At 72.2% G+C, this 17,444-nt stretch carries 17 protein-coding genes; 15 read left to right on the plus strand and 2 right to left on the minus strand.

Features of this window, described 5'->3' with window-relative positions; all coding sequences use genetic code 11:
- Positions 1-58: 58 nt before the first annotated feature.
- Positions 59-388: a YkgJ family cysteine cluster protein gene (locus tag IPJ59_RS01195; protein ID WP_293269419.1), complete on the minus strand. Its 330-nt coding sequence runs from the start codon at positions 386-388 to the stop codon at positions 59-61.
- Positions 389-444: 56 nt separating this feature from the next.
- Here IPJ59_RS01195 and IPJ59_RS01200 point away from each other — a divergent pair, with 56 nt between their 5' ends.
- Positions 445-1,230: a hypothetical protein gene (locus tag IPJ59_RS01200; RefSeq protein ID WP_293269421.1), complete on the plus strand. Its 786-nt coding sequence runs from the start codon at positions 445-447 to the stop codon at positions 1,228-1,230.
- Between the two features lie 73 nt (positions 1,231-1,303).
- Positions 1,304-1,750, plus strand: coding sequence for a J domain-containing protein (locus IPJ59_RS01205; protein ID WP_293253698.1), 447 nt, complete (start codon positions 1,304-1,306; stop codon positions 1,748-1,750).
- Between the two features lie 66 nt (positions 1,751-1,816).
- Here the strand turns inward: IPJ59_RS01205 and IPJ59_RS01210 are convergent, their stop codons facing one another.
- Positions 1,817-6,058, minus strand: a complete 4,242-nt coding sequence (locus tag IPJ59_RS01210) for a hypothetical protein (protein ID WP_293269422.1) — start codon at positions 6,056-6,058, stop codon at positions 1,817-1,819.
- A gap of 174 nt (positions 6,059-6,232) precedes the next feature.
- Here IPJ59_RS01210 and IPJ59_RS01215 point away from each other — a divergent pair, with 174 nt between their 5' ends.
- The 13 genes from IPJ59_RS01215 (at position 6,233) to coaBC (ending at position 17,414) form a co-directional block, all read left to right on the plus strand.
- Positions 6,233-7,024 (plus strand): YceD family protein, encoded by a 792-nt coding sequence (locus IPJ59_RS01215; RefSeq protein ID WP_293253704.1) that lies wholly within the window; start codon positions 6,233-6,235, stop codon positions 7,022-7,024.
- Positions 7,025-7,269: 245 nt separating this feature from the next.
- Positions 7,270-7,455, plus strand: a complete 186-nt coding sequence (gene rpmF, locus IPJ59_RS01220; RefSeq protein ID WP_293253707.1) for a 50S ribosomal protein L32 — start codon at positions 7,270-7,272, stop codon at positions 7,453-7,455.
- 31 nt (positions 7,456-7,486) lie between these two features.
- Positions 7,487-8,554 (plus strand): phosphate acyltransferase PlsX, encoded by a 1,068-nt coding sequence (gene plsX, locus IPJ59_RS01225; protein WP_293253710.1) that lies wholly within the window; start codon positions 7,487-7,489, stop codon positions 8,552-8,554.
- 77 nt (positions 8,555-8,631) lie between these two features.
- On the plus strand, positions 8,632-9,570 hold the full coding sequence (gene fabD, locus IPJ59_RS01230) for an ACP S-malonyltransferase (RefSeq protein ID WP_293269424.1): 939 nt from the start codon (positions 8,632-8,634) through the stop codon (positions 9,568-9,570).
- A gap of 53 nt (positions 9,571-9,623) precedes the next feature.
- Positions 9,624-10,373, plus strand: a complete 750-nt coding sequence (fabG, locus tag IPJ59_RS01235; RefSeq protein ID WP_366524537.1) for a 3-oxoacyl-[acyl-carrier-protein] reductase — start codon at positions 9,624-9,626, stop codon at positions 10,371-10,373.
- A gap of 54 nt (positions 10,374-10,427) precedes the next feature.
- Positions 10,428-10,673 carry an acyl carrier protein gene (acpP, locus tag IPJ59_RS01240; protein WP_293253719.1) on the plus strand — a complete coding sequence of 82 codons (246 nt, stop codon included), beginning with the start codon at positions 10,428-10,430 and terminating at the stop codon, positions 10,671-10,673.
- Between the two features lie 23 nt (positions 10,674-10,696).
- Positions 10,697-11,944, plus strand: coding sequence for a beta-ketoacyl-ACP synthase II (gene fabF / locus IPJ59_RS01245; RefSeq protein WP_293253722.1), 1,248 nt, complete (start codon positions 10,697-10,699; stop codon positions 11,942-11,944).
- 3 nt (positions 11,945-11,947) lie between these two features.
- Positions 11,948-12,394, plus strand: coding sequence for a ribose 5-phosphate isomerase B (gene rpiB / locus IPJ59_RS01250; protein ID WP_293269426.1), 447 nt, complete (start codon positions 11,948-11,950; stop codon positions 12,392-12,394).
- A gap of 3 nt (positions 12,395-12,397) precedes the next feature.
- Positions 12,398-13,006: a transcriptional regulator NrdR gene (nrdR, locus tag IPJ59_RS01255; protein WP_293253728.1), complete on the plus strand. Its 609-nt coding sequence runs from the start codon at positions 12,398-12,400 to the stop codon at positions 13,004-13,006.
- On the plus strand, positions 12,996-14,183 hold the full coding sequence (ribD, locus tag IPJ59_RS01260) for a bifunctional diaminohydroxyphosphoribosylaminopyrimidine deaminase/5-amino-6-(5-phosphoribosylamino)uracil reductase RibD (protein WP_293253731.1): 1,188 nt from the start codon (positions 12,996-12,998) through the stop codon (positions 14,181-14,183). Before nrdR ends, ribD begins: the two co-directional genes overlap by 11 nt.
- A gap of 60 nt (positions 14,184-14,243) precedes the next feature.
- Entirely contained in the window at positions 14,244-14,933 is a 690-nt protein-coding gene (locus IPJ59_RS01265) for a riboflavin synthase (protein ID WP_293269428.1), read from the plus strand.
- A complete protein-coding gene (gene ribB, locus IPJ59_RS01270; protein ID WP_293269429.1) occupies positions 14,930-16,087 on the plus strand; it encodes a 3,4-dihydroxy-2-butanone-4-phosphate synthase in 1,158 nt (385 codons plus the stop codon). Before IPJ59_RS01265 ends, ribB begins: the two co-directional genes overlap by 4 nt.
- A complete protein-coding gene (gene coaBC, locus IPJ59_RS01275) occupies positions 16,080-17,414 on the plus strand; it encodes a bifunctional phosphopantothenoylcysteine decarboxylase/phosphopantothenate--cysteine ligase CoaBC (protein WP_293253739.1) in 1,335 nt (444 codons plus the stop codon). Before ribB ends, coaBC begins: the two co-directional genes overlap by 8 nt.
- Positions 17,415-17,444 lie beyond the last annotated feature (30 nt).

The following is a 17,444-nucleotide window of genomic DNA, read 5'->3' on the forward strand; positions in this document are numbered from 1 at the left end:
CGGCAACAGCAGGCGCGGCAGCCTGGCGTCGCGGTGGTCGGTGAGGACCCCGCGGCGTTCAGGCGCGCAGGCCGTGGGCGCTGCGATAGCGGCGGCACAGCGCGCTCCCGGCCTCGACCTTGCGGCAGGCCTGCGGGCGGTCGCTGTAGATCGTGCAGCGCACGCGCTGACCGACCCGCCCGCGCAGCGCGAGGCAGCGACCGTCCGGGTGCAGGCGCAGGTGGGCCGCGCCGTCCTCGTTGTAGACGACCAGCCGGCGCACCAGCTCCGGTCGGCGCAGCAGGGGCGCACGCGCGTCGACCTCGATGTAGTCGGTGAATCCCTCGGCCCGGTTCGCCGGCAGGTTGCAACAGCACGCGCCGCACTGGACGCAGTCGTAGCGGGACACGAGCGCCACGATAGCAGGCGCTTGACCGCCTCGCGGCCGCGGACGATGCTGCCCGCATGCTTCGCGCCTCCCCTTGGTTGTCCCTCGCCGCGCTGCTGGTGGCCTGCAACGGCGGCATCGGCGTCACCGACGCGAGCAGCTACGGCAGCACCACGAGCCACCCCTCGACCACCAGCCCCAGCGGGTCCCCGACCACCGGCGATGAAAGCGGTGGCAGCGGCAGCGCCACGAGCACGAGCACGAGCACCGGGGGCGCCGACGGCAGCGGCAGCAGCGGCACGCCGGTGACCACCGCGCCGACCTCGGGCCCCGCGACGGGTGACACCGGCAGCAGCAGCGTCGGCGACCCCAGCACCGGCGATCCCGTCGGCTGCGTCGACGTCAGCGGTGACTACGGCGCCTGCGATCTGTTCCTCGGCTACGGCTTCGATGGCACCAGCTGCCGCGGCTTCAGCGGCTGCGACTGCGCGCCCAACTGCGAGCACTTCGCGGCCAGCCCGGTCGCCTGCGCCAGCAGCTGCGCCGCGGCGGGCGAGTGCAACGACGCGGCGATCCACGCGGCCGCGCTGGCGATGGACCCGGTGCAGGTCGGCAGCTTCTGCGACGAGGTCGACGCCTGCGCGGTCAAGGACAGCGAGGCCAACGCCTGGCTCGCCGAGCTGTACCCGGGCCTCCAGTGCGAGGGCGGTAACTTCTGCAAGATGGGCCAGCCCTGCGTCCTCCAGTTCGCGGGCATGATCGACGCCGGCCAGTGGCAGCAGCTGTGCGCCGCCAGCCTGCTGCCCGGGGCCGAGCTCTACTGCGTCGTGTTAAGGGGGTCCAGCGTCGTGTTCGGGCCGTGACCGCGCCCGCAGGGCCGTCGGCGCGCGCGGCGAAGGGGTGCGCCGCGGCGCGGAGTTTGGCATGCTGGCCGCCATGTCCGGCTTCGTCGACCATTACGCGGTGCTCGGAGTCCCGTCCTCCGCCACGACCCCGGAGATCCGCCGGGCGTACCGCCGCCTCGTCGCCGAGGACCACGCGGACCGCCACGGCGGCGACCTCCGGGCTGTCGAGCGCACGCGCAACCTGAACCTCGCCCGCGACGTGCTCGTCGACCCGCTGCGGCGCGCCCGCTTCGAGCGCGAGCGTCGGGCCCAGCTGCCACGCGCCGCCGCCAGCGACCCGCTGTTCGACACCCTGGCCCGCACTTTCGGCGTGGCCCCCGGCGGGGGCCCGGCTCCCGCGGGTCCTGACGATGCGCCGCGGTGGCTCACGGGCGTCGCCGTCGGCCTGTTCGCCGCCGCGACCGCCTTCAGCGTCGGTCTCAGCATCGCGGCCGCGATCAAGAACGCGGCCCGCGACCTCCGCCGCGACGACGCCTGACGCCGGATCGCGTCACGGCCTGGCCAGCAGGACAGGTTGTAAGCGACATGTCCGCAAGGACATGTCTCAACGGCCCGGCGGGCTCGAGCTCGGCGGCGTGGCGGACGGAGTGGCCGGCGGTGATGATGCCGGCGGTGACGATGCCGGCGACGAGGCCGGCGAGGCCGTGCTGACGCCGGGCCGTCCGAGCGGCGAGGCACCGGACCACGGCGTCGCGGGCGTCGCGGGTGTGCTCGCGGGCGTCGCGACCGGCGCCGTCTCGGCGGGCACGGGGGCAGCCGTCGATGCGCCGGCGGGCGGCGTGGCAGGCGGCGTGGCAGGCCCCGTCGCCGGCCCGTTCCCCGGCTTCGCCGGCGCTGGCTTGGTCTCGACCGGCACGAGCGAGCGGCCCGGGGCCGCCGGCCGCGTCGGCGCGGTCTCCTGCTTGGCCGCCGCCGCCTCGGCCGCGCGTCGCTGCTTCTCGGCCCGCAGCTTGCCTCGCCGCGACTCCCACACCGGCCTGGGCTTGAGCGCGATGCGCCCGCCGAACAGCGAGAAGTAGCGCTTTCCGGCCTCGTTGCCGCCGCCGATCAGGCCGAACAGCGCGCGCCAGTGCAGCCCCTCGGCCTTGCCGTGCTTGCGCGTCCACCAGCCGAGCCCAGGCCCGACCACGTTGAGGGCGTCGCCCGCCTTGTTGACGTGCCGGACCATCAGCGCCGGGATGACCTGCGTGATCGTCTTCTTGCGGCGGACGTCCCACCACAGCGCCGCGCCCACGGTGCCCGAGTTCTCGCCGCGTTCGATGTGCCACAGCAGCGGGAACTGCACCCAACTCTGATCCTCGCCGTTGCGCCGCTGCACGACCAGGCCCGGCGGGACGATGGTGAGGCTGCGGTCCTTCGCCCAGTTGTTGCTGCGCAGGAACAGCGGGATCGTCCACGTCATCCGCTTCTCCGCGTAGGCGTGGCTGGTGAAGAAGATCGGCGGCGCGACGGCCGTGGTGACCTTGTGCGGCCGGCGGAAGTTCCAGAACAGCAGGCCCGCCTCGAACCAGCGGTACTCCTCCTTGCGCCGGCCGACGTAGAGCGGCGGCAGCACGACCGTGGTGCTGCGGTCCTCGCTGCGGTGCGCCTTGCGGAAGAACAGCGGGAACACCACCGTCGTCGCGTGCGTGCGCGTGACCGTGCGGCCGACGTTGAGCGCGTACCAGGTCAGGCGCTCCTTCGGCCGCACGTTCGCGCCGCCGAGCAGGGTGTAGAAGCGGGTCCCGCCCTTGTCCTTGTCGAAGTAGTAGAGGCCCAGCGCGCCGTGAGTACGCCGGCCGAGGCCGTCACGACCGGCGAGGAACAGCGGGAAGCTGCCCCACAGCGTGTAACGGCAGCGATCGTCGTCCTCCTCGCGGAAGCCGCACTTCTGGTGGCGGAACAGCAGCGGCGCGAAGCCGGTGAAGCGGAAGTTCTTGCCCAGCCGGTGCGCGTCGACGAAGCCCGGGGGGAGCAGGCTAAAGCGCGTGAAGTTGTGCTGACCCTTGGTGCCGATCACGAAGGGCAGGGCGACCCAGGTGCGGCGCCCGTTGGCGCGGCGACGGTCGAACCAGAATGGCACGGCGATGGTCGTGTGCTCGAGCGTCTGCTTGTTCTTGAAGTGGACGACGATCGGCAGCGAGACCAGGCGCCGCTGCGTGCTCGAGTCCATCCACCAGGCCAGCGGCACGATCCCGGTGTGCAGCGACTTGCGGCTCAGGCGGTGGAAGAAGGGCCCGGCGATCAGCGTGTGCGTGTGCCGGTCGCGGTCGCGGCTGTAGAAGAAGGGCAGCGCGAGCCCGGCGTCGAGGTCGATCCCGCCGGGCTGGCGCTGGCGGAAGTACAGCGGCACGACCGCGAGGTTCTTGCGCGGCTTCTCGCCGCGCGTCGCCGTGCGCCACACCAGCGGTGACCACATGTCGAGGTCCTCGGCCGGGGCGCGGTGGAAGGCGAACAGCGGCGCTGCGACCAGGTTGCGCGCGACCCCGCCGTCCTGCGGCCGGCGATCGTAGAACACCAGCGGGACCAGGCCGAAGCTGCGACGTCGCTGCGCGGCCGGGCCCGAGCGGTCGCTCGCGCCGTACAGCAGCGGCGTCGCCATCCACGTGCTGCGATCCTTGGTCCGCAGGCCGCCGCCGAGCGGCGTGATCGTCAGCACGCGGTCCGCGTGCTGGCGCCGGTAGAACAGCGGGAACAGCACGCTGTGGCGCTCGTCGCCCTTGCGCTTCACGTCCCAGAACAGGTTCAGCACGCCGATCGTCCGCTGGTCCGGTGACTTGGAGCGGGCGAACAGCGGCGAGATCGTGAGCCGGCGCTGCTCCTTCACGTAGGTGACGTCGCCGAACAGCAGCGGCGGCAGCACCGTGTAGCGCAGCACGTCGTCGCGGCCAAACGCAGCCACCGGCATCAGGCCGGCGTGCCAGCCGGGGATCGTTCGCTTGACATACACCGGGCCGGCGACCCAGGTGTCGTGCCAGCGCGCGCGGTCGGTCTCCAGCACGTGCCCGAACAGCAGCGGCGCGAGCACCTGGTAGCGTCGCGTCGCGTCGCGCCCGAAGAACGACAGCAGCGGCAACGCGGCGACGTCGCGGCGCGGGCCCTGCTGGTTGTAGACGAACAGCGGCGGCAGCACGACCTGCTGCGAGCCCTGGCCGGCGTAGGCCGTGCGGTCGCGGAAGCGCCAGAACAGCGGCGTGACCACCTGAAAGCTGCGCCCCTTCGGGTCGTGCCGCGCCACCGTGAGCAGCGGCGGCAGCACCATGCCCCACGCGCCGCCAGGCCGCCGCGTGCCGCCCCCCAGGGGGAACACGAAGGCCGTGCGCGCGCCGGTCCGGAGGTCATCGAACTGCCAGTACAGCGGGAACAGCACCCGATTGCGCTGGTCCGGGTCGCGGTACGAGACCCACGGGAACGCGGCCCACGCGGTGCTGCCCTTGATCTTGTCGACGCTGCGCCACACCAGCGGCGTGACCGACAGCAGCGCCCGCTCCGGCGTGTCCTGCTGGAAGCTGAGCAGCGGCGGCACGGCCCAGGTGTGACGCTTGCGGGCGAGGTCGCTGCGCTGCAGGTAGAGCAGCGTCCACAGCTCCTTGCGGTTGCCGAACTCGCGCGACTGCCAGTGCACGAACGGAAACACCGAGCGGTGCACCAGGCCCTTGGCCTTGTCCGCGCCGCCGACATAGAAGGGCAGGCCCACGGTCGTGCGCGTGACCCCCTGCGTCAGCTGAAGAAACAGCGGCGCGCCGACGAAGTAGCGCAGGTCGTTGAGCGGGTCGGCGTCGGTGGTGTTCTTGTGCCCGTACCAGAACAGGATCGCGTCGAAGCCCCGCAGGCTGTCGGGCGTCTTCTGGTGGTAGTGGAAGGGGACGACGACGAGGTTCTTGACCTGCTTGTTGCCCCACCGCCACACGAAGGGGAACTGGCCGAAGTTGTACTGCTCGCCGGTCCGCTTGTAGCCCATGAGCAGCGCGGCGGCGGCCCACGCCGAGGTGCGCTCAGAGAAGGAGCCGAAGAACAGCGCCGCCGGTGCGAGGTAGCGCCGCTTCTGCGCCCGCTTGCTGTACCAGCCGATCGTCAGCGACAGATCGAAGTGGGCCAGCTTCTCCGGGTTGTTGGCCCCGCCGCTGCGGTGAAAGCCGAACGGCGGCAGGGTCAACGCGCGCGTGCGGTGGGTCGTCCAGGTGCGGTCGATCCAGAACGGCGGCACGCTCTTGCCGCGGACGAAGCGCGAGGGTCCGGTCTCCACCGGCGCGAGCGGCTGGGTCGACGGCGGCGGCCCCGACTCGCTCGGCAAGGCCCGCTCCATCTCGGCGGCCGAGGGCCCACTCGCGGGCTCGTCCTCCGCGGGCGCCGCCTCGAGCGCCGCCGCGGCCTGGTCCGGCACGGGCGCCGCGTTCGGCCGCGGGATCACGCGCGGTCCGCCCGGCGTCGCCGCGCTCGCGTCAGCATCCGCGTCGGGCTCCGCGGTTGTCGGCGTCGCCACGCTGCTGTCTGAAGGGACAGGTGAGCTGGCCTTTGGGTCAGCCTCGCCGCCTTGCAGTTGTGCACCGGCGACAGGCTCGCTGCTCGGGGCGCGCCGCGGCGTGCGGGTCGGCGGTCCGATCAGCGGAGCGACCCCGCCGCCGCGGAAGAAGGCCCGGAAGGTCGCGTCGAAGCCGAGGCCGCCGTCGGCCGCGCGTGCGAGCGTCGGCGTGCACACGAGCCCCAGCACCGCGAGCCCCCACAGCGCCGTGCAACGGAGCTCAGGCGTGGCGACGCGGCCCCCGATTCGTGGAGCTCCGCACGCGATGGGCTCAGAGGCATCCACGGGCCGGGAGGGGATAGCGAATCCTCGTTTGCCGTGTCAACCCTGGCCAGTCGGCCACGACCTCACGCGGCGACGCGACCAGCGGCCGGTTTGACTTCGCCGGGCCACGGCGCTATGGCAGCATCCCCTTGGCCCTGGTGGCCTGCTATGGCACGCGACGCGACAGACCGAGAATTGGACCGAGAGCTGGCCGCCGACCTCAACCTCGATCTCGTCGCCCTCGCACGCGGCGGGCCCGGGCCCTACCGCGTCCAGGCGCAGCTCCCGGTCGCCTGGATCGCCGCCCGCCTCGCCCACACCGACGCAGAGATCCAGCGTCCGGCGCGGGTCGACCTCGAGGTCACCGTGATCGGCGAGGGGGCCAGCGTCCTGGTCCGCGGCGCCCTGCACCTCGAATTCACGGTCCCGTGCGCTCGCTGCCTCGAGCCTGCCCTGGTGCCCGCCGGCAGCGATCTGTGCGTGCACTACGTCCGTGGTGCCGCCCACAGCGCCCGCGGTGACGGCGACGAGGACGGCGACGAGGTCGACGCCACGGCGCCCGACGAGCGCAGCTTCGCCGGCAACCACGTCGACCTGCGGCCGATGCTCGAGGAGCAGATCCTGGTCGCCTACCCGATCCGTGCCCTGTGCGGCCGCGGCGAGGACTGTCTGGGTCTGTGCATGCACTGCGGCGCCAACCTCAACGAGCAGGCGCCCGGCGAACGCTGCGCAGCGTGCGGTCAGCCCGGAGCCCGCGTCCCCGTCGTCAACGCGCCGGGTCACGCCGAGGGGGACGACGACGAGGATGCGGAGCAGCACGCCGGCTCCGGGAATGTCAGCGCCGCAGCTCCAGTAGTAGAAGGTTTCGCCGCCGAGGACTCCCCGTGGAAGCAGGCGCTCCGCGGCCTCAAGGGCCTCGGCCTCGACGCGGCGAGCGGCTCGCCCCAGTCGCCGAACGGCAAGCCGCGCAAGAAACCACCCAACTGATCACGATCTCGTCAGCCAATCTGCGGGCGATCGGCCAGCCGCGATCTGGACCTTGAGAATCCGCATTCACAGCGCCCAGGCCCTCCACTCCCGCAATTCGCCGCCCCACGCGCCATCTGGCCCATCTGGCCCATGTCTGGCCCATGTCTGGCCCGGCAAGAAAACCCTGCCTGGCGAAAAAAAAAACTACCCGTTCGGCAAAAGTCGCTATCCTCCCGCCCCTCCGCTAACCCGGTTACCTCGCCATGGCCGTCCCGAAGAAGAAGCAATCCCAATCCCGCCGCGACATGCGTCGCGCCAACCACGACAAGCGCGATCCGCCGACGCTCGTCACCTGCTCGAACTGCGAGGAGAAGGCCCTCAGCCACCGCGTGTGCCCCGCCTGCGGGTTCTACAAGGGGCGCCAGCTGATCGCGGTGGCTCAGGAGTAGTTCGCCGAGCCCCTCGGAGGATCCGGGCCGCGTGCCGACGACCATCGCACTGGACGCCTTCGGCGGCGACGATTGCCCCAACCCCGAGGTCGACGCCGCGCTCCTGGCCGCGCGCGACGGCATGCCGGTCATCCTCGTGGGTGACCGCGACAAGCTAGCCGCCGCGCTGGCCCGGCGTGGGCTGCATCTGAGCGACAATCGTGCGCCCGACATTCCGCTGCGGGTGCACCACGCGTCGGAGCTCATCACCATGGACGACGCACCGTCCAAGGTGGTGCGCAACAAGACCGACGCGTCGATGCTCATCTGCTTCGATCTGGTCAAGCAAGGCCAGGCCCAGGCCGTCGTCTCGGCTGGCAACTCGGGCGCCATGCTGGCCTGCGGCCTGCTGAAGTACGGCCGTATCAAGGGCATCGATCGGCCGGCGATCAGCGCCACGATCCCGCGGATGCGCGGCCAGTGCCTGCTCCTCGACGTCGGCGCCAACGTCGAGTGCAAGACCATCAACCTGGTCCAGTTCGCCGTGCTCGGGGCGATCTTCGCCCGCGTCGCCCACGACGTGGCTCGCCCCCGCGTCGGCCTCCTGGCCAACGGCACGGAGGAGGGCAAGGGCACCGAGCTGACCCGCGCGGCCCACCGCGCCCTCGCGGCCCACCCCAGCGCCGACTTCGCCTACGTCGGCTATGTCGAGGGCAAGGACATCTTCCGCGACGATCGCTGCGATGTCGTCGTGACCGACGGCTTCACCGGCAACGTCGCGCTCAAGGTGATCGAGGCCACCGCGGTGTCCTTCGCCGGGCAGCTGCGCGCCGCGATCGGTGAGCGTACCCTCAGCAAGGTCGGCGCCCTGTTCATGCGCCCCGCGCTCGCCTTGTTCAAGCAGCGCCTGAACCCCGACAGCCACGGCGGCGCCCCGTTGCTCGGCGTCGACGGGGTCGCGATCATCAGTCACGGCGGCGCCAGCCCGACGGCGCTCTACAACGCCATCCGCCTGGCCACCCATCACGCCGCCCGCGATCTGACGCCAGCCCTGCGCGCCGGCGTCGCGGCCCACAAGGACCTCTTCGCGGCGAGCAAGCGCGAGGCGGGCGGGGCCTAGTGTCCGATCGAACATGTCCGCGGGGACAGCCCGCGAGCTCCGGCGGCTATCGCCGACGTCCCCTATCGAGGTGAGCGATGAGCGATCTGTTGGCCTTCGTGTTCCCGGGTCAGGGCAGCCAGAAGGCGGGCATGGGCGCCGCCCTGGCCGCCGAGTTCCCCGCCGCGCGGCGGATCTTCGCGGCCGCCGACGAGGCGCTCGGCGAGCCGCTCTCGGCGCTGTGCTTCGACGGCCCGGACGAGCAGCTCGCCCTCACCGCCAACACCCAGCCCGCGATCCTCACCTGTTCGGTGGCGGCGTGGACCGTCGTGCGCGAGGAGCTCGGCCTCGTGCCAGGCGTGTGCCTCGGCCACAGCCTCGGTGAATTCTCGGCGCTGGTCGCCGCCGGTGCCCTCGACTTCGCCGACGCCGTGCGCCTGGTCCGCCTCCGCGGTCAGGCGATGCAGGAGGCGGTGCCCGCCGGCCTCGGCGCGATGGCGGCGGTCGTCGGCCTCGAGGCCGGGCCGCTGGCGACGTTGTGCGCCGAGGCCAGCGACGCCGGCGGCCAGGTCGACATCGCCAACGAGAACGGCGGCGGACAGATCGTCGTCGCCGGCCACGCGGAGGCCGTCACGCGCCTGATCGCGGCGGTCAAGGCCCAGCGCGCCCGGGCGATCCTCCTCAATGTCTCGGCACCCTTCCACTGCTCGTTGATGCGGCCAGCCGCCGAGCGCGTCGCCGCGGCGCTCGAGCAGATCACGATTCACCCTCTGCGCGTGCCGGTGATCGCCAACGTCGACGCCGAGCCCAACCTCGAGCCCACACGCGTGAAAGACCTGCTCATCCGACAGATCACCGGTCGCGTACGCTGGGAGGCGTCCGTGCGCAAGGCCGTGCACATGGGCGCCACGCGGTGTCTCGAGCTCGGCCACGGCAGAGTGCTCGCGGGCTTGATTAAACGCATAGCGCCTGAGCTGCCGACCCTGGCCGTCGGTTCTCCGGACGATATTCATGTGCTAAAGGTCGACGCCTCTTGACCGAGCAAACCCATGCGAGCGCCGCAACTGCCAGCGACTCTTCGCTGGCCAGCCTGCTGCTCACCGGGCGCGTCGCCCTGGTCACTGGCGCCTCGCGGGGCATCGGCCGCGCCATCGCACGCACGCTCGCCGCCCGCGGCGCCGCGGTGGCCGTCAACTACAGCCAGCGCGAGGACGCGGCCCGTGAGCTCTGCGAGCAGATCGTCGCCGACGGCGGCAAAGCGATCGCCGTCGGCTTCGACGTAGCGAGCCCTGCTGCGGTCGACGCGGGCATCCAGCAGGTCATCGCCGCGCTCGGCGGTCTGCACATCCTCGTCAACAACGCCGGCGTCTCGATCGACGCGCTGCTCATGCGCGCCAACCCGGACGACTTCTCCCGCCTCCTCGACATCAACCTCAAGGGCGCCTTCCTCTGCTCCAAGGCCGCCGCGCGCCATCTGCTGCGCGCCCGCGCGGACGGTCGCATCATCAACATCAGCAGCGTCGTCGGCGAGCAGGGCAACGCCGGCCAGGCGATGTACGCCGCCGCCAAGGCCGGCGTCCTCGGCCTTACCAAGTCGCTCGCGCGTGAGCTGGCCAGCCGCGGCGTCACCGTCAACGCCGTCACGCCTGGCTTCATCGACACCGACATGACCGCGGCGGCGCTCAAGGGCGACGCCCGCGAGGCGCTCCTCAAGCAGATTCCGCTGGCCCGCATCGGTCGCCCCGAGGAGGTCGCCGAGGCGGTCGCCTTCCTCGCTGCTCCCGCGGCCAGCTACATCACCGGCCACGTCTTGCGGGTCAACGGCGGCCTGCACATCTAAACACTCCCGCACCGGAACACGCTCCCGCCTGGGGCTCCAAGAGGAAATCAAGCCATGAACGCCAAGGACATTCATCAACAGGTCAGCGAGATCATCGCCGACCAGCTCGACGTACAGTGCGAGGACGTCACTCCCGACAAGAGCTTCACCGAGGACCTCGGCGCCGACTCGCTGGCCATCGTCGAGCTGGTGCTGGCCCTCGAGGAGAAGTTCGACGTCAAGATCCCGGACGACGAGGTCGACAGGATCAAGACCGTCGGGGACGCCGTCAAGTTCATCGTCGACCACACCAAGGCGTGAGCCTGGTCGGGCGAGAGGTCGCCGTGGTCACACGCAGGGTCGTTGTCACAGGCATGGGGGCGCTTAGCCCCCTCGGTATCGGGATCGCCGAGAACTGGCGTCGCCTTTGCGCAGGTGAGTCGGGGATCGGTCCGATCACTCGCTTCGACACCAGCGAGTATCCGACCACGATCGCCGGGGAGGTCCGAGGCTTCGATCCCACGCGGTGGATCGCCAAGAAGGAGGTCCGTCAGATGGACCTCTTCATTCAGTACGCGATCGCCGGCGCCGCGATGGCCGTCGCGGACGCGGGCCTCGAGCAGAGCCCGCCCGCCGACCTCGAGCGCTACGGCGTGTTCGTCGGCGCCGGGCTCGGCGGCATCAGCACGCTGGAGACCACAATCGCGGCGCTGCGCGAGAAGGGCCCGCGCCACGGGATCAGCCCCTACTTCGTGCCAGCGATCATCGTCAACCTCGCCGCCGGGCAGATCTCGATCCGCCACGGCTGCAAGGGCCCGAACCTCAGCCACGTCTCGGCGTGCTCGACCGGCGCCCACTCGATCGGCGAGGCCTTCCGAACCATCGTCCATGGCACCGCCGACGTGATGATCGCCGGCGGCACCGAGTCCACCGTGTCGCCGCTCGGCGTCGGTGGCTTCTGCTCGTCACGCGCCCTGAGCACCCGCAACGATCAGCCCACCCGGGCCTCGCGACCCTTCAGCGCCTCGCGCGACGGCTTCGTGCTCAGCGAGGGCTGCGGCATCCTCGTGCTCGAGGAGCTCGGCCACGCCCGGGCCCGCGGCGCCCGGCCACTCGCCGAGATCGTCGGCTACGGCCTCACCGGCGACGCGCATCACATCACCATGCCGCCGCCGGGCGGCGAGGGGGCCCAGCGCTGCATGAAGATGGCCCTGCGCGACGCGGGCATCGCCCCGGAGCAGCTCGGCTACATCAACGCCCACGGCACCTCGACGGCCGCCGACGCGATCGAGACCCACGCGATCCGGGCGGTCTTCGGCGCTCATGCCGACAAGCTCGCCGTGTCCTCGACGAAGTCGATGCACGGTCACCTGCTCGGCGCGGCCGGCGGGCTCGAGGCCGCCATCAGCGTGCTGGCGATCCAGCACGGCATCCTTCCGCCGACGATCAACCTCGACGACCCCGATCCTGCCTGCGACCTCGACTACATCCCCCACGTCGCGCGCGCGCACCAGGTCGAGTACGCGATGTCCAACAGCTTCGGCTTTGGCGGCACCAACGCGGCCCTGATCTTCCGCCGGCTGGAGCCCTGACCGATGGCCCGTCTCCACATCGGCAGCGACCACGCAGCGATCGAGCTCCGCCACGAGCTCGTCGCCGCGGCGCTGGCCGCCGGCCACACCGTGGTGAGCGAGCTCGGCCCGGGTGATCCCGGCGACTCGATCGACTACCCGGACATCGCCGCGCAGGTCTGCGAGCGCGTCCACAGCGACCCCGGCACCCTCGGCGTGCTCGTGTGCGGCACCGGTCAGGGCATGGCGATGGCGGCGAACAAGCACGCAGGCATCCGCGCCGCGGTCGTGCTCGACTGCTTCAGCGCCCGCATGGCCCGCGAGCACAACGACGCCAACGTCCTGTGCCTCGGCGCCCGCGTGGTCGGGCCTGGGCTCGCGCGCCTCCTCCTCCAGACCTTCCTCTCGACCCAGTTCGCGGGCGGCCGACACGCCCGCAGGGTCGCCAAGATCGACGCCTCGGGGAGCTAGCGGATGCTCTGTCCGGTCTGCCGCGGCGCGAACATCAAGGTGCTCGACTCCCGCGACAGCCGCGACGGCGTGGCGATCCGCCGCCGCCGCGCCTGCTCCGACTGCGCCCATCGCTTCACCACCTACGAGCGCATCGAGACCAGCCTGCCGGTCGTCGTCAAGCGCAACGGCGGCAAGCAGGCCTTCGACCGCAACAAGATCCTCGCCGGCCTCAAGCTCGCCTGTCGCAAGCGCCCGGTCGAGGACGAGCAGCTCGAGATGATCGTCGCCGCCGTCGAGCTGTGGGCCGCCACCCGCGGTGAGCGCGAGATCCAGGCCGAGGAGATCGGCGAGCGCATCATGCAGCACCTGCACGTGCTCGACCCCGTCGCCTACGTCCGCTTCGTCTCCGTCTACCGCAGCTTCGACTCCGTCCAGGCCTTCTCGCACCTCCTCAACGAGATGGAGAAGGCCGCCCAGGCCAACCCCGAGGGCCAGCGCACGCTGTTCGAGATCGACGCCCGCGGGCACATCCAGCTGACCCCGCGGCCCGAGGACCTCGGCGAGCCCAGCGGCGAGGTGACGCCCGAGCTGGCCGGTGAGCTGGCCGGGGAGCCCGGCGATGCCACCTGAGCTGCCGGAGCTCTCCGCTCTCCGGGCCCTGATCGCCGGCGACCCGCAGGGCCACGGAGACATGTCCTCGAGGACAGCTGTACCGGACGACGAACCGGACCTCGCGCTGATGGCCGCGGCCGTGCGCCTGGCCAGCGCCGCGACCGGCGCGACCTACCCGAACCCCTGCGTCGGCGCGCTGGTCGTGCAGGCCGGGCGCGTGGTCGGGGCGGGGCACAGCGCCGCCACCGGGGGCCCGCACGCCGAGGTGCACGCCCTCGCCGTGGCCGGTCCGGCGGCCCGCGGCGCGACCGTCTACATCACGCTCGAGCCCTGCTCGCACCACGGCCGCACACCGCCCTGCACCGACGCCCTGATCGCCGCGGGCGTCGCGGAGGTGGTCTTCGGCGTGCGCGACCCGGCCCGCCACGCGGCTGGCCGCGCCCGCGCCGTGCTCACGGCCGCCGGCATCCGCGTGCGCGAGGGCGTTGGCGAGGCCATGTGCGCCGGCCTGCACGAGCACTACCTGCACCACGAGCAGCAGCGCCGTCCCTTCGTCACGCTCAAGGCCGCGACCTCGCTCGACGGCCGCATCGCCGCCCGCGGCGGCGACAGCAAGTGGATCACGGGCGAGCCGGCGCGCCGCGTCGGTCACTGGTTGCGCGCCCGTCACCACGCGATCGCCGTCGGCGTCGACACGCTCCTGCGCGACGATCCTCGCCTCGACGTACGCCTGGTCCCGGGCGTCGACCCGTGGCCCGTGATCGTCGACAGCCAGCTGCGCAGCGCCCTCGCCGAGCCCCGCCCGCAGCGCCTGCGCGCCGGCGCGATCGTCCTCCACACCCCACATGCCCCCGAGGACAGGCGCCGCAGCCTCGGAGATGCCGGCCTGCAGCTGATCGAGGTGCCCGCCGACGAGCACGGCCGCGTCGCCATCGCGCCGGCCCTCGAGGCGCTCGGTCGCCTGGCGATCCGTTCGCTGCTCGTGGAGGGCGGCGGCCGCCTGATCGCCAGCTTCGTCGCCGCAGCCGCGTGGGACCGCTGGTACTGGTTCCAGGCCCCGTGTCTGCTCGGCGAGGGCACCCCGGTGCTCCCCGGACTGCACTGGCCGAGCGTCGCGCAGTCCCCGCGATTGCGCGTCGAACTGCGTGTCAGCGTCGGCCTCGACGATCTTCGCGTGCTGCGTCCCGCCCTGTGAGCTTGCCCCGCAGCGCCCACTCGTGCCGCCGCGCGCGGGTCTGTGCAATAACCCCCCGGCATGTTCACCGGGCTCGTGAGGTCGGTCGGCCGCGTCGAGGCCGTGCACGCCAGCGCCGAGCAGCGAACCTTCGTCGTCGCCGCGACGCTCGACCCCGTCGAGCGCGCCCTCGGTGCCAGCGTCAGCGTCGCTGGTGTCTGCCTCACGGTCACCGCCGCGACCCCGCACAGCTTCACCGTCGAGGCCGCCTTCGAGACCCTCGCGCGCACCAGCCTCGGCGCGCTGCAGGTCGGCAGCCGCGTCAACCTCGAGCCCGCGCTGCGCATCGGCGACGCGCTCGGCGGCCATCTCGTCTCCGGCCACGTCGACGGCCTCGCGCGCCTGCGCAGCCGCAGCGCCCGCGGCGACGCTGTGCTGATGTGGTTCGACGTCCCGCGCGAACTGCTGCCCTTCCTCGCGGTCAAGGGCTCGGCCTGCGTCGACGGTGTCAGCCTCACGATCAACTCCGTCGACGCCAGCGGCTTCGCGGTCGGCCTCATCCCACACACCCTCGCGGTGACCACTCTCGGCGAGCGTGACATCGGCGACGCGCTCAACCTCGAGGTCGACCTGCTGGCCCGCTATGTCGCGCGCCTGCTCGAGTTCAAGGCTGCCATGGCGCCGGCGTCGATCTCCGCGGGCGTCACCCGCGAGACGCTGGTCCAGGCCGGCTACCTCCCGGACGACCGGGCCGAAGGGACAGGACCATGAGCGAGCACAACTTCGATCACGTCGAGCGCTGCATCGAGGTCATCCGCCGCGGCGGCATGATCATCCTCGTCGACGACAAGGACCGCGAGAACGAGGGTGATCTCGTGATCGGCGCGCAGGCCTGCACGCCGGAGCACGTCAACTTCATGTGCCGAGAGGGCCGCGGCCTCATCTGCCTCGCGCTCACGCCGGAGCGGGTCGCCGAGCTGCGCCTGCCGATGATGGTCCCGACCGACCCGGGGCACATGGGCACCGCCTTCACCGTGTCGATCGAGGCCCGCCGCGGCGTCACCACTGGCATCTCCGCGGCGGACCGCGCCCAGACGATCCGCGTCGCCAGCGACGACACCTTCGGCGCCGCCGACATCGTCAGCCCTGGCCACATCTTCCCGCTGCGCGCCCAACCCGGGGGCGTGCTGGTCCGCTCCGGCCACACCGAGGGCTCGGTCGATCTGGCCCGCCTCGCCGGTCTGCGCCCCGCCGCCGTGATCTGCGAGATCATGCGCGACGACGGCGAGATGGCGCGCATGGACGACCTCGAGCGCTTCGCCCAGCGCCACGATCTGCCGATCCTCAGCATCGCCGACCTCATCGGCTACCGCCTGCAGCGCGAGCTCCTGGTCGAAGAGTTCGCGTCGGCACCGTTCGTCTCGCCGCTGCTCGGCCTGCGCGCCAGCGACGGCTGGACGATCCGCAGCTACCGCTCCAAGGTGCAGCCGCACAGCTTCTATGTCGCGCTCTGCAAGGGCGACCTCCAGCAGTCGCAAGACGGCGACGACAGCGTGCTGCTGCGGGCCCAGCGGGCCCAGCTGCTCGGCGACGTGTTCGGCCTCAGCGACGACGACAGCGCCTCACGCATGCGCGCGAGCATCCGCCAGATCGAGCGGGCCGGTCGCGGGGTGTTCCTCTACGTGCTCGGCCACCGCTGGCCGCCCGAGCCCCTGCTGCAGGCCCCGACCACCGTCGCCGCGCCCTCGCTCAAGCCCGCCGAGGCCGGCTTCCGCGAGTTCGGCCTCGGCGCTCAGGTGCTGCGCAGCCTCGGCATCCACCGCATCCGTGTCCTCACCAACCATCCGCGCAAGATCGTCGGGCTGTCCGGCTTTGGCATCGAGACAGTCGGTGCGCTCGCGTTCGAGGAGGACGCCAGTGGCTGAGACGCCGTCCGTGGCTGTCCCTGGGGACAGGTCCGGACGCCGGCGCGTGCTGCTGATCGTCGCTGGAGGCATCGCCGCCTACAAGGCGCCCGAACTGGTGCGCGCCCTGATCGCGGCCGGCTGCGCGGTCCAGGTCGTGCTCACCCCGGCCGCCCGCGCCTTCGTCAGCGAGCTCTCGCTCGCCGTGGTCTCGACCCGCCCGGTGCGCAGCAGCCTGCTCGATCCAGCCGAGGAGGGCAGGGTGGGGCACATCGAGCTCGCCGACTGGCCCGACCTCGTGCTCGTTGCCCCCGGCACCGCGGACCTGCTCGCTCGCGCCGCGGCCGGCCTCGCCGACGACCTCGCGGCCACCGTGCTGCTGGCAACCCGTGCGCCGGTGATGTGGGCCCCGGCGATGAACACCAACATGTGGCAGCACCCGGCGACGCAGCACAACCTCGCCACCCTGCGCGCGCGCGGGGCTGATTTCGTCGGGCCCGACCGCGGCTCCCTGGCCTGCGGCTGGATCGGCGAGGGCCGCATGATCGACCCGGCCCAGCTCGTCGCCGCGGCGCTCGAGCGGCTCGACCACCTGGCCCAAGAGACAGCTTCTGCGGGCGCCTGGTCCGGACGCCGTGTGGTCGTCTCCGCGGGCCCGACCCGTACGTACATCGATCAAGTGCGCTTCATCGCCAACGCCTCGACCGGCGCGATGGGCTTCGCCCTCGCCGGCGCCGCACGGGCCCTCGGCGCCGACGTCACGCTGGTTGCGGGGCCGGTCGAGCTCGCCACCCCGCCGGGCGTGCGCCGCGTCGACGTGGAGACCGCGGCGCAGATGCACGCGGCGATCGAGGCCGCGATCGTCGAGGGCCCCACCGACCTCGTGGCGATGGTCGCCGCCGTCTCCGATCTCGACGTCGACCCTGTCCCTGACAAGCTCGAGAAGGCCGCGCTGCTGCCCGCGCTCGCCGGGCTGCGCTGGCGCGTCGGCGTCGACATCCTCGCCGCCCTCACCGCCCGTCACACCGCCGCCGACCGACCCCGCTTCCTCGGCTTCGCCGCCCAGACCGTCGCGGACGGCCTCGACGCCCAGACCGTCGAGGCCGAGCTGCTCCGCCTCGCGCGGCTCAAGCTGATCGCCAAGCGGGTCGACGCGCTGTTCGTCAACCGGGTCGGCGTACCCGGCCTCGGCTTCGCCAGCCCGACCAACGCTGGCTACCTGCTCACGCGTGACCCGAGCGGTGCGATCGCCGTGGACCCCTCCGGACCGCCAGTGGCCAAGGACCGCCTCGCCGGCTGGCTCCTCGCGCGACTGAGCGCCGCGCTGTGGCCCGGAGCTTCCGCGTGAGCCGCGACGAGGCCCGCGTCCTGGCGCGGC

Source organism: Nannocystis sp., assembly GCF_016714285.1.
Taxonomy (GTDB): domain Bacteria; phylum Myxococcota_A; class Polyangia; order Nannocystales; family Nannocystaceae; genus Nannocystis.

Coding starts and splice junctions, on each gene's coding strand:
- rpiB (WP_293269426.1), top strand. CDS start 11,948: ATGGCCCGTCTCCACATCGGCAGCGACCACGCAGCGATCGAGCTCCGC.
- ribD (WP_293253731.1), top strand. CDS start 12,996: ATGCCACCTGAGCTGCCGGAGCTCTCCGCTCTCCGGGCCCTGATCGCC.
- ribB (WP_293269429.1), top strand. CDS start 14,930: ATGAGCGAGCACAACTTCGATCACGTCGAGCGCTGCATCGAGGTCATC.
- nrdR (WP_293253728.1), top strand. CDS start 12,398: ATGCTCTGTCCGGTCTGCCGCGGCGCGAACATCAAGGTGCTCGACTCC.
- IPJ59_RS01200 (WP_293269421.1), top strand. CDS start 445: ATGCTTCGCGCCTCCCCTTGGTTGTCCCTCGCCGCGCTGCTGGTGGCC.
- rpmF (WP_293253707.1), top strand. CDS start 7,270: ATGGCCGTCCCGAAGAAGAAGCAATCCCAATCCCGCCGCGACATGCGT.
- IPJ59_RS01265 (WP_293269428.1), top strand. CDS start 14,244: ATGTTCACCGGGCTCGTGAGGTCGGTCGGCCGCGTCGAGGCCGTGCAC.
- IPJ59_RS01205 (WP_293253698.1), top strand. CDS start 1,304: ATGTCCGGCTTCGTCGACCATTACGCGGTGCTCGGAGTCCCGTCCTCC.
- fabD (WP_293269424.1), top strand. CDS start 8,632: ATGAGCGATCTGTTGGCCTTCGTGTTCCCGGGTCAGGGCAGCCAGAAG.
- acpP (WP_293253719.1), top strand. CDS start 10,428: ATGAACGCCAAGGACATTCATCAACAGGTCAGCGAGATCATCGCCGAC.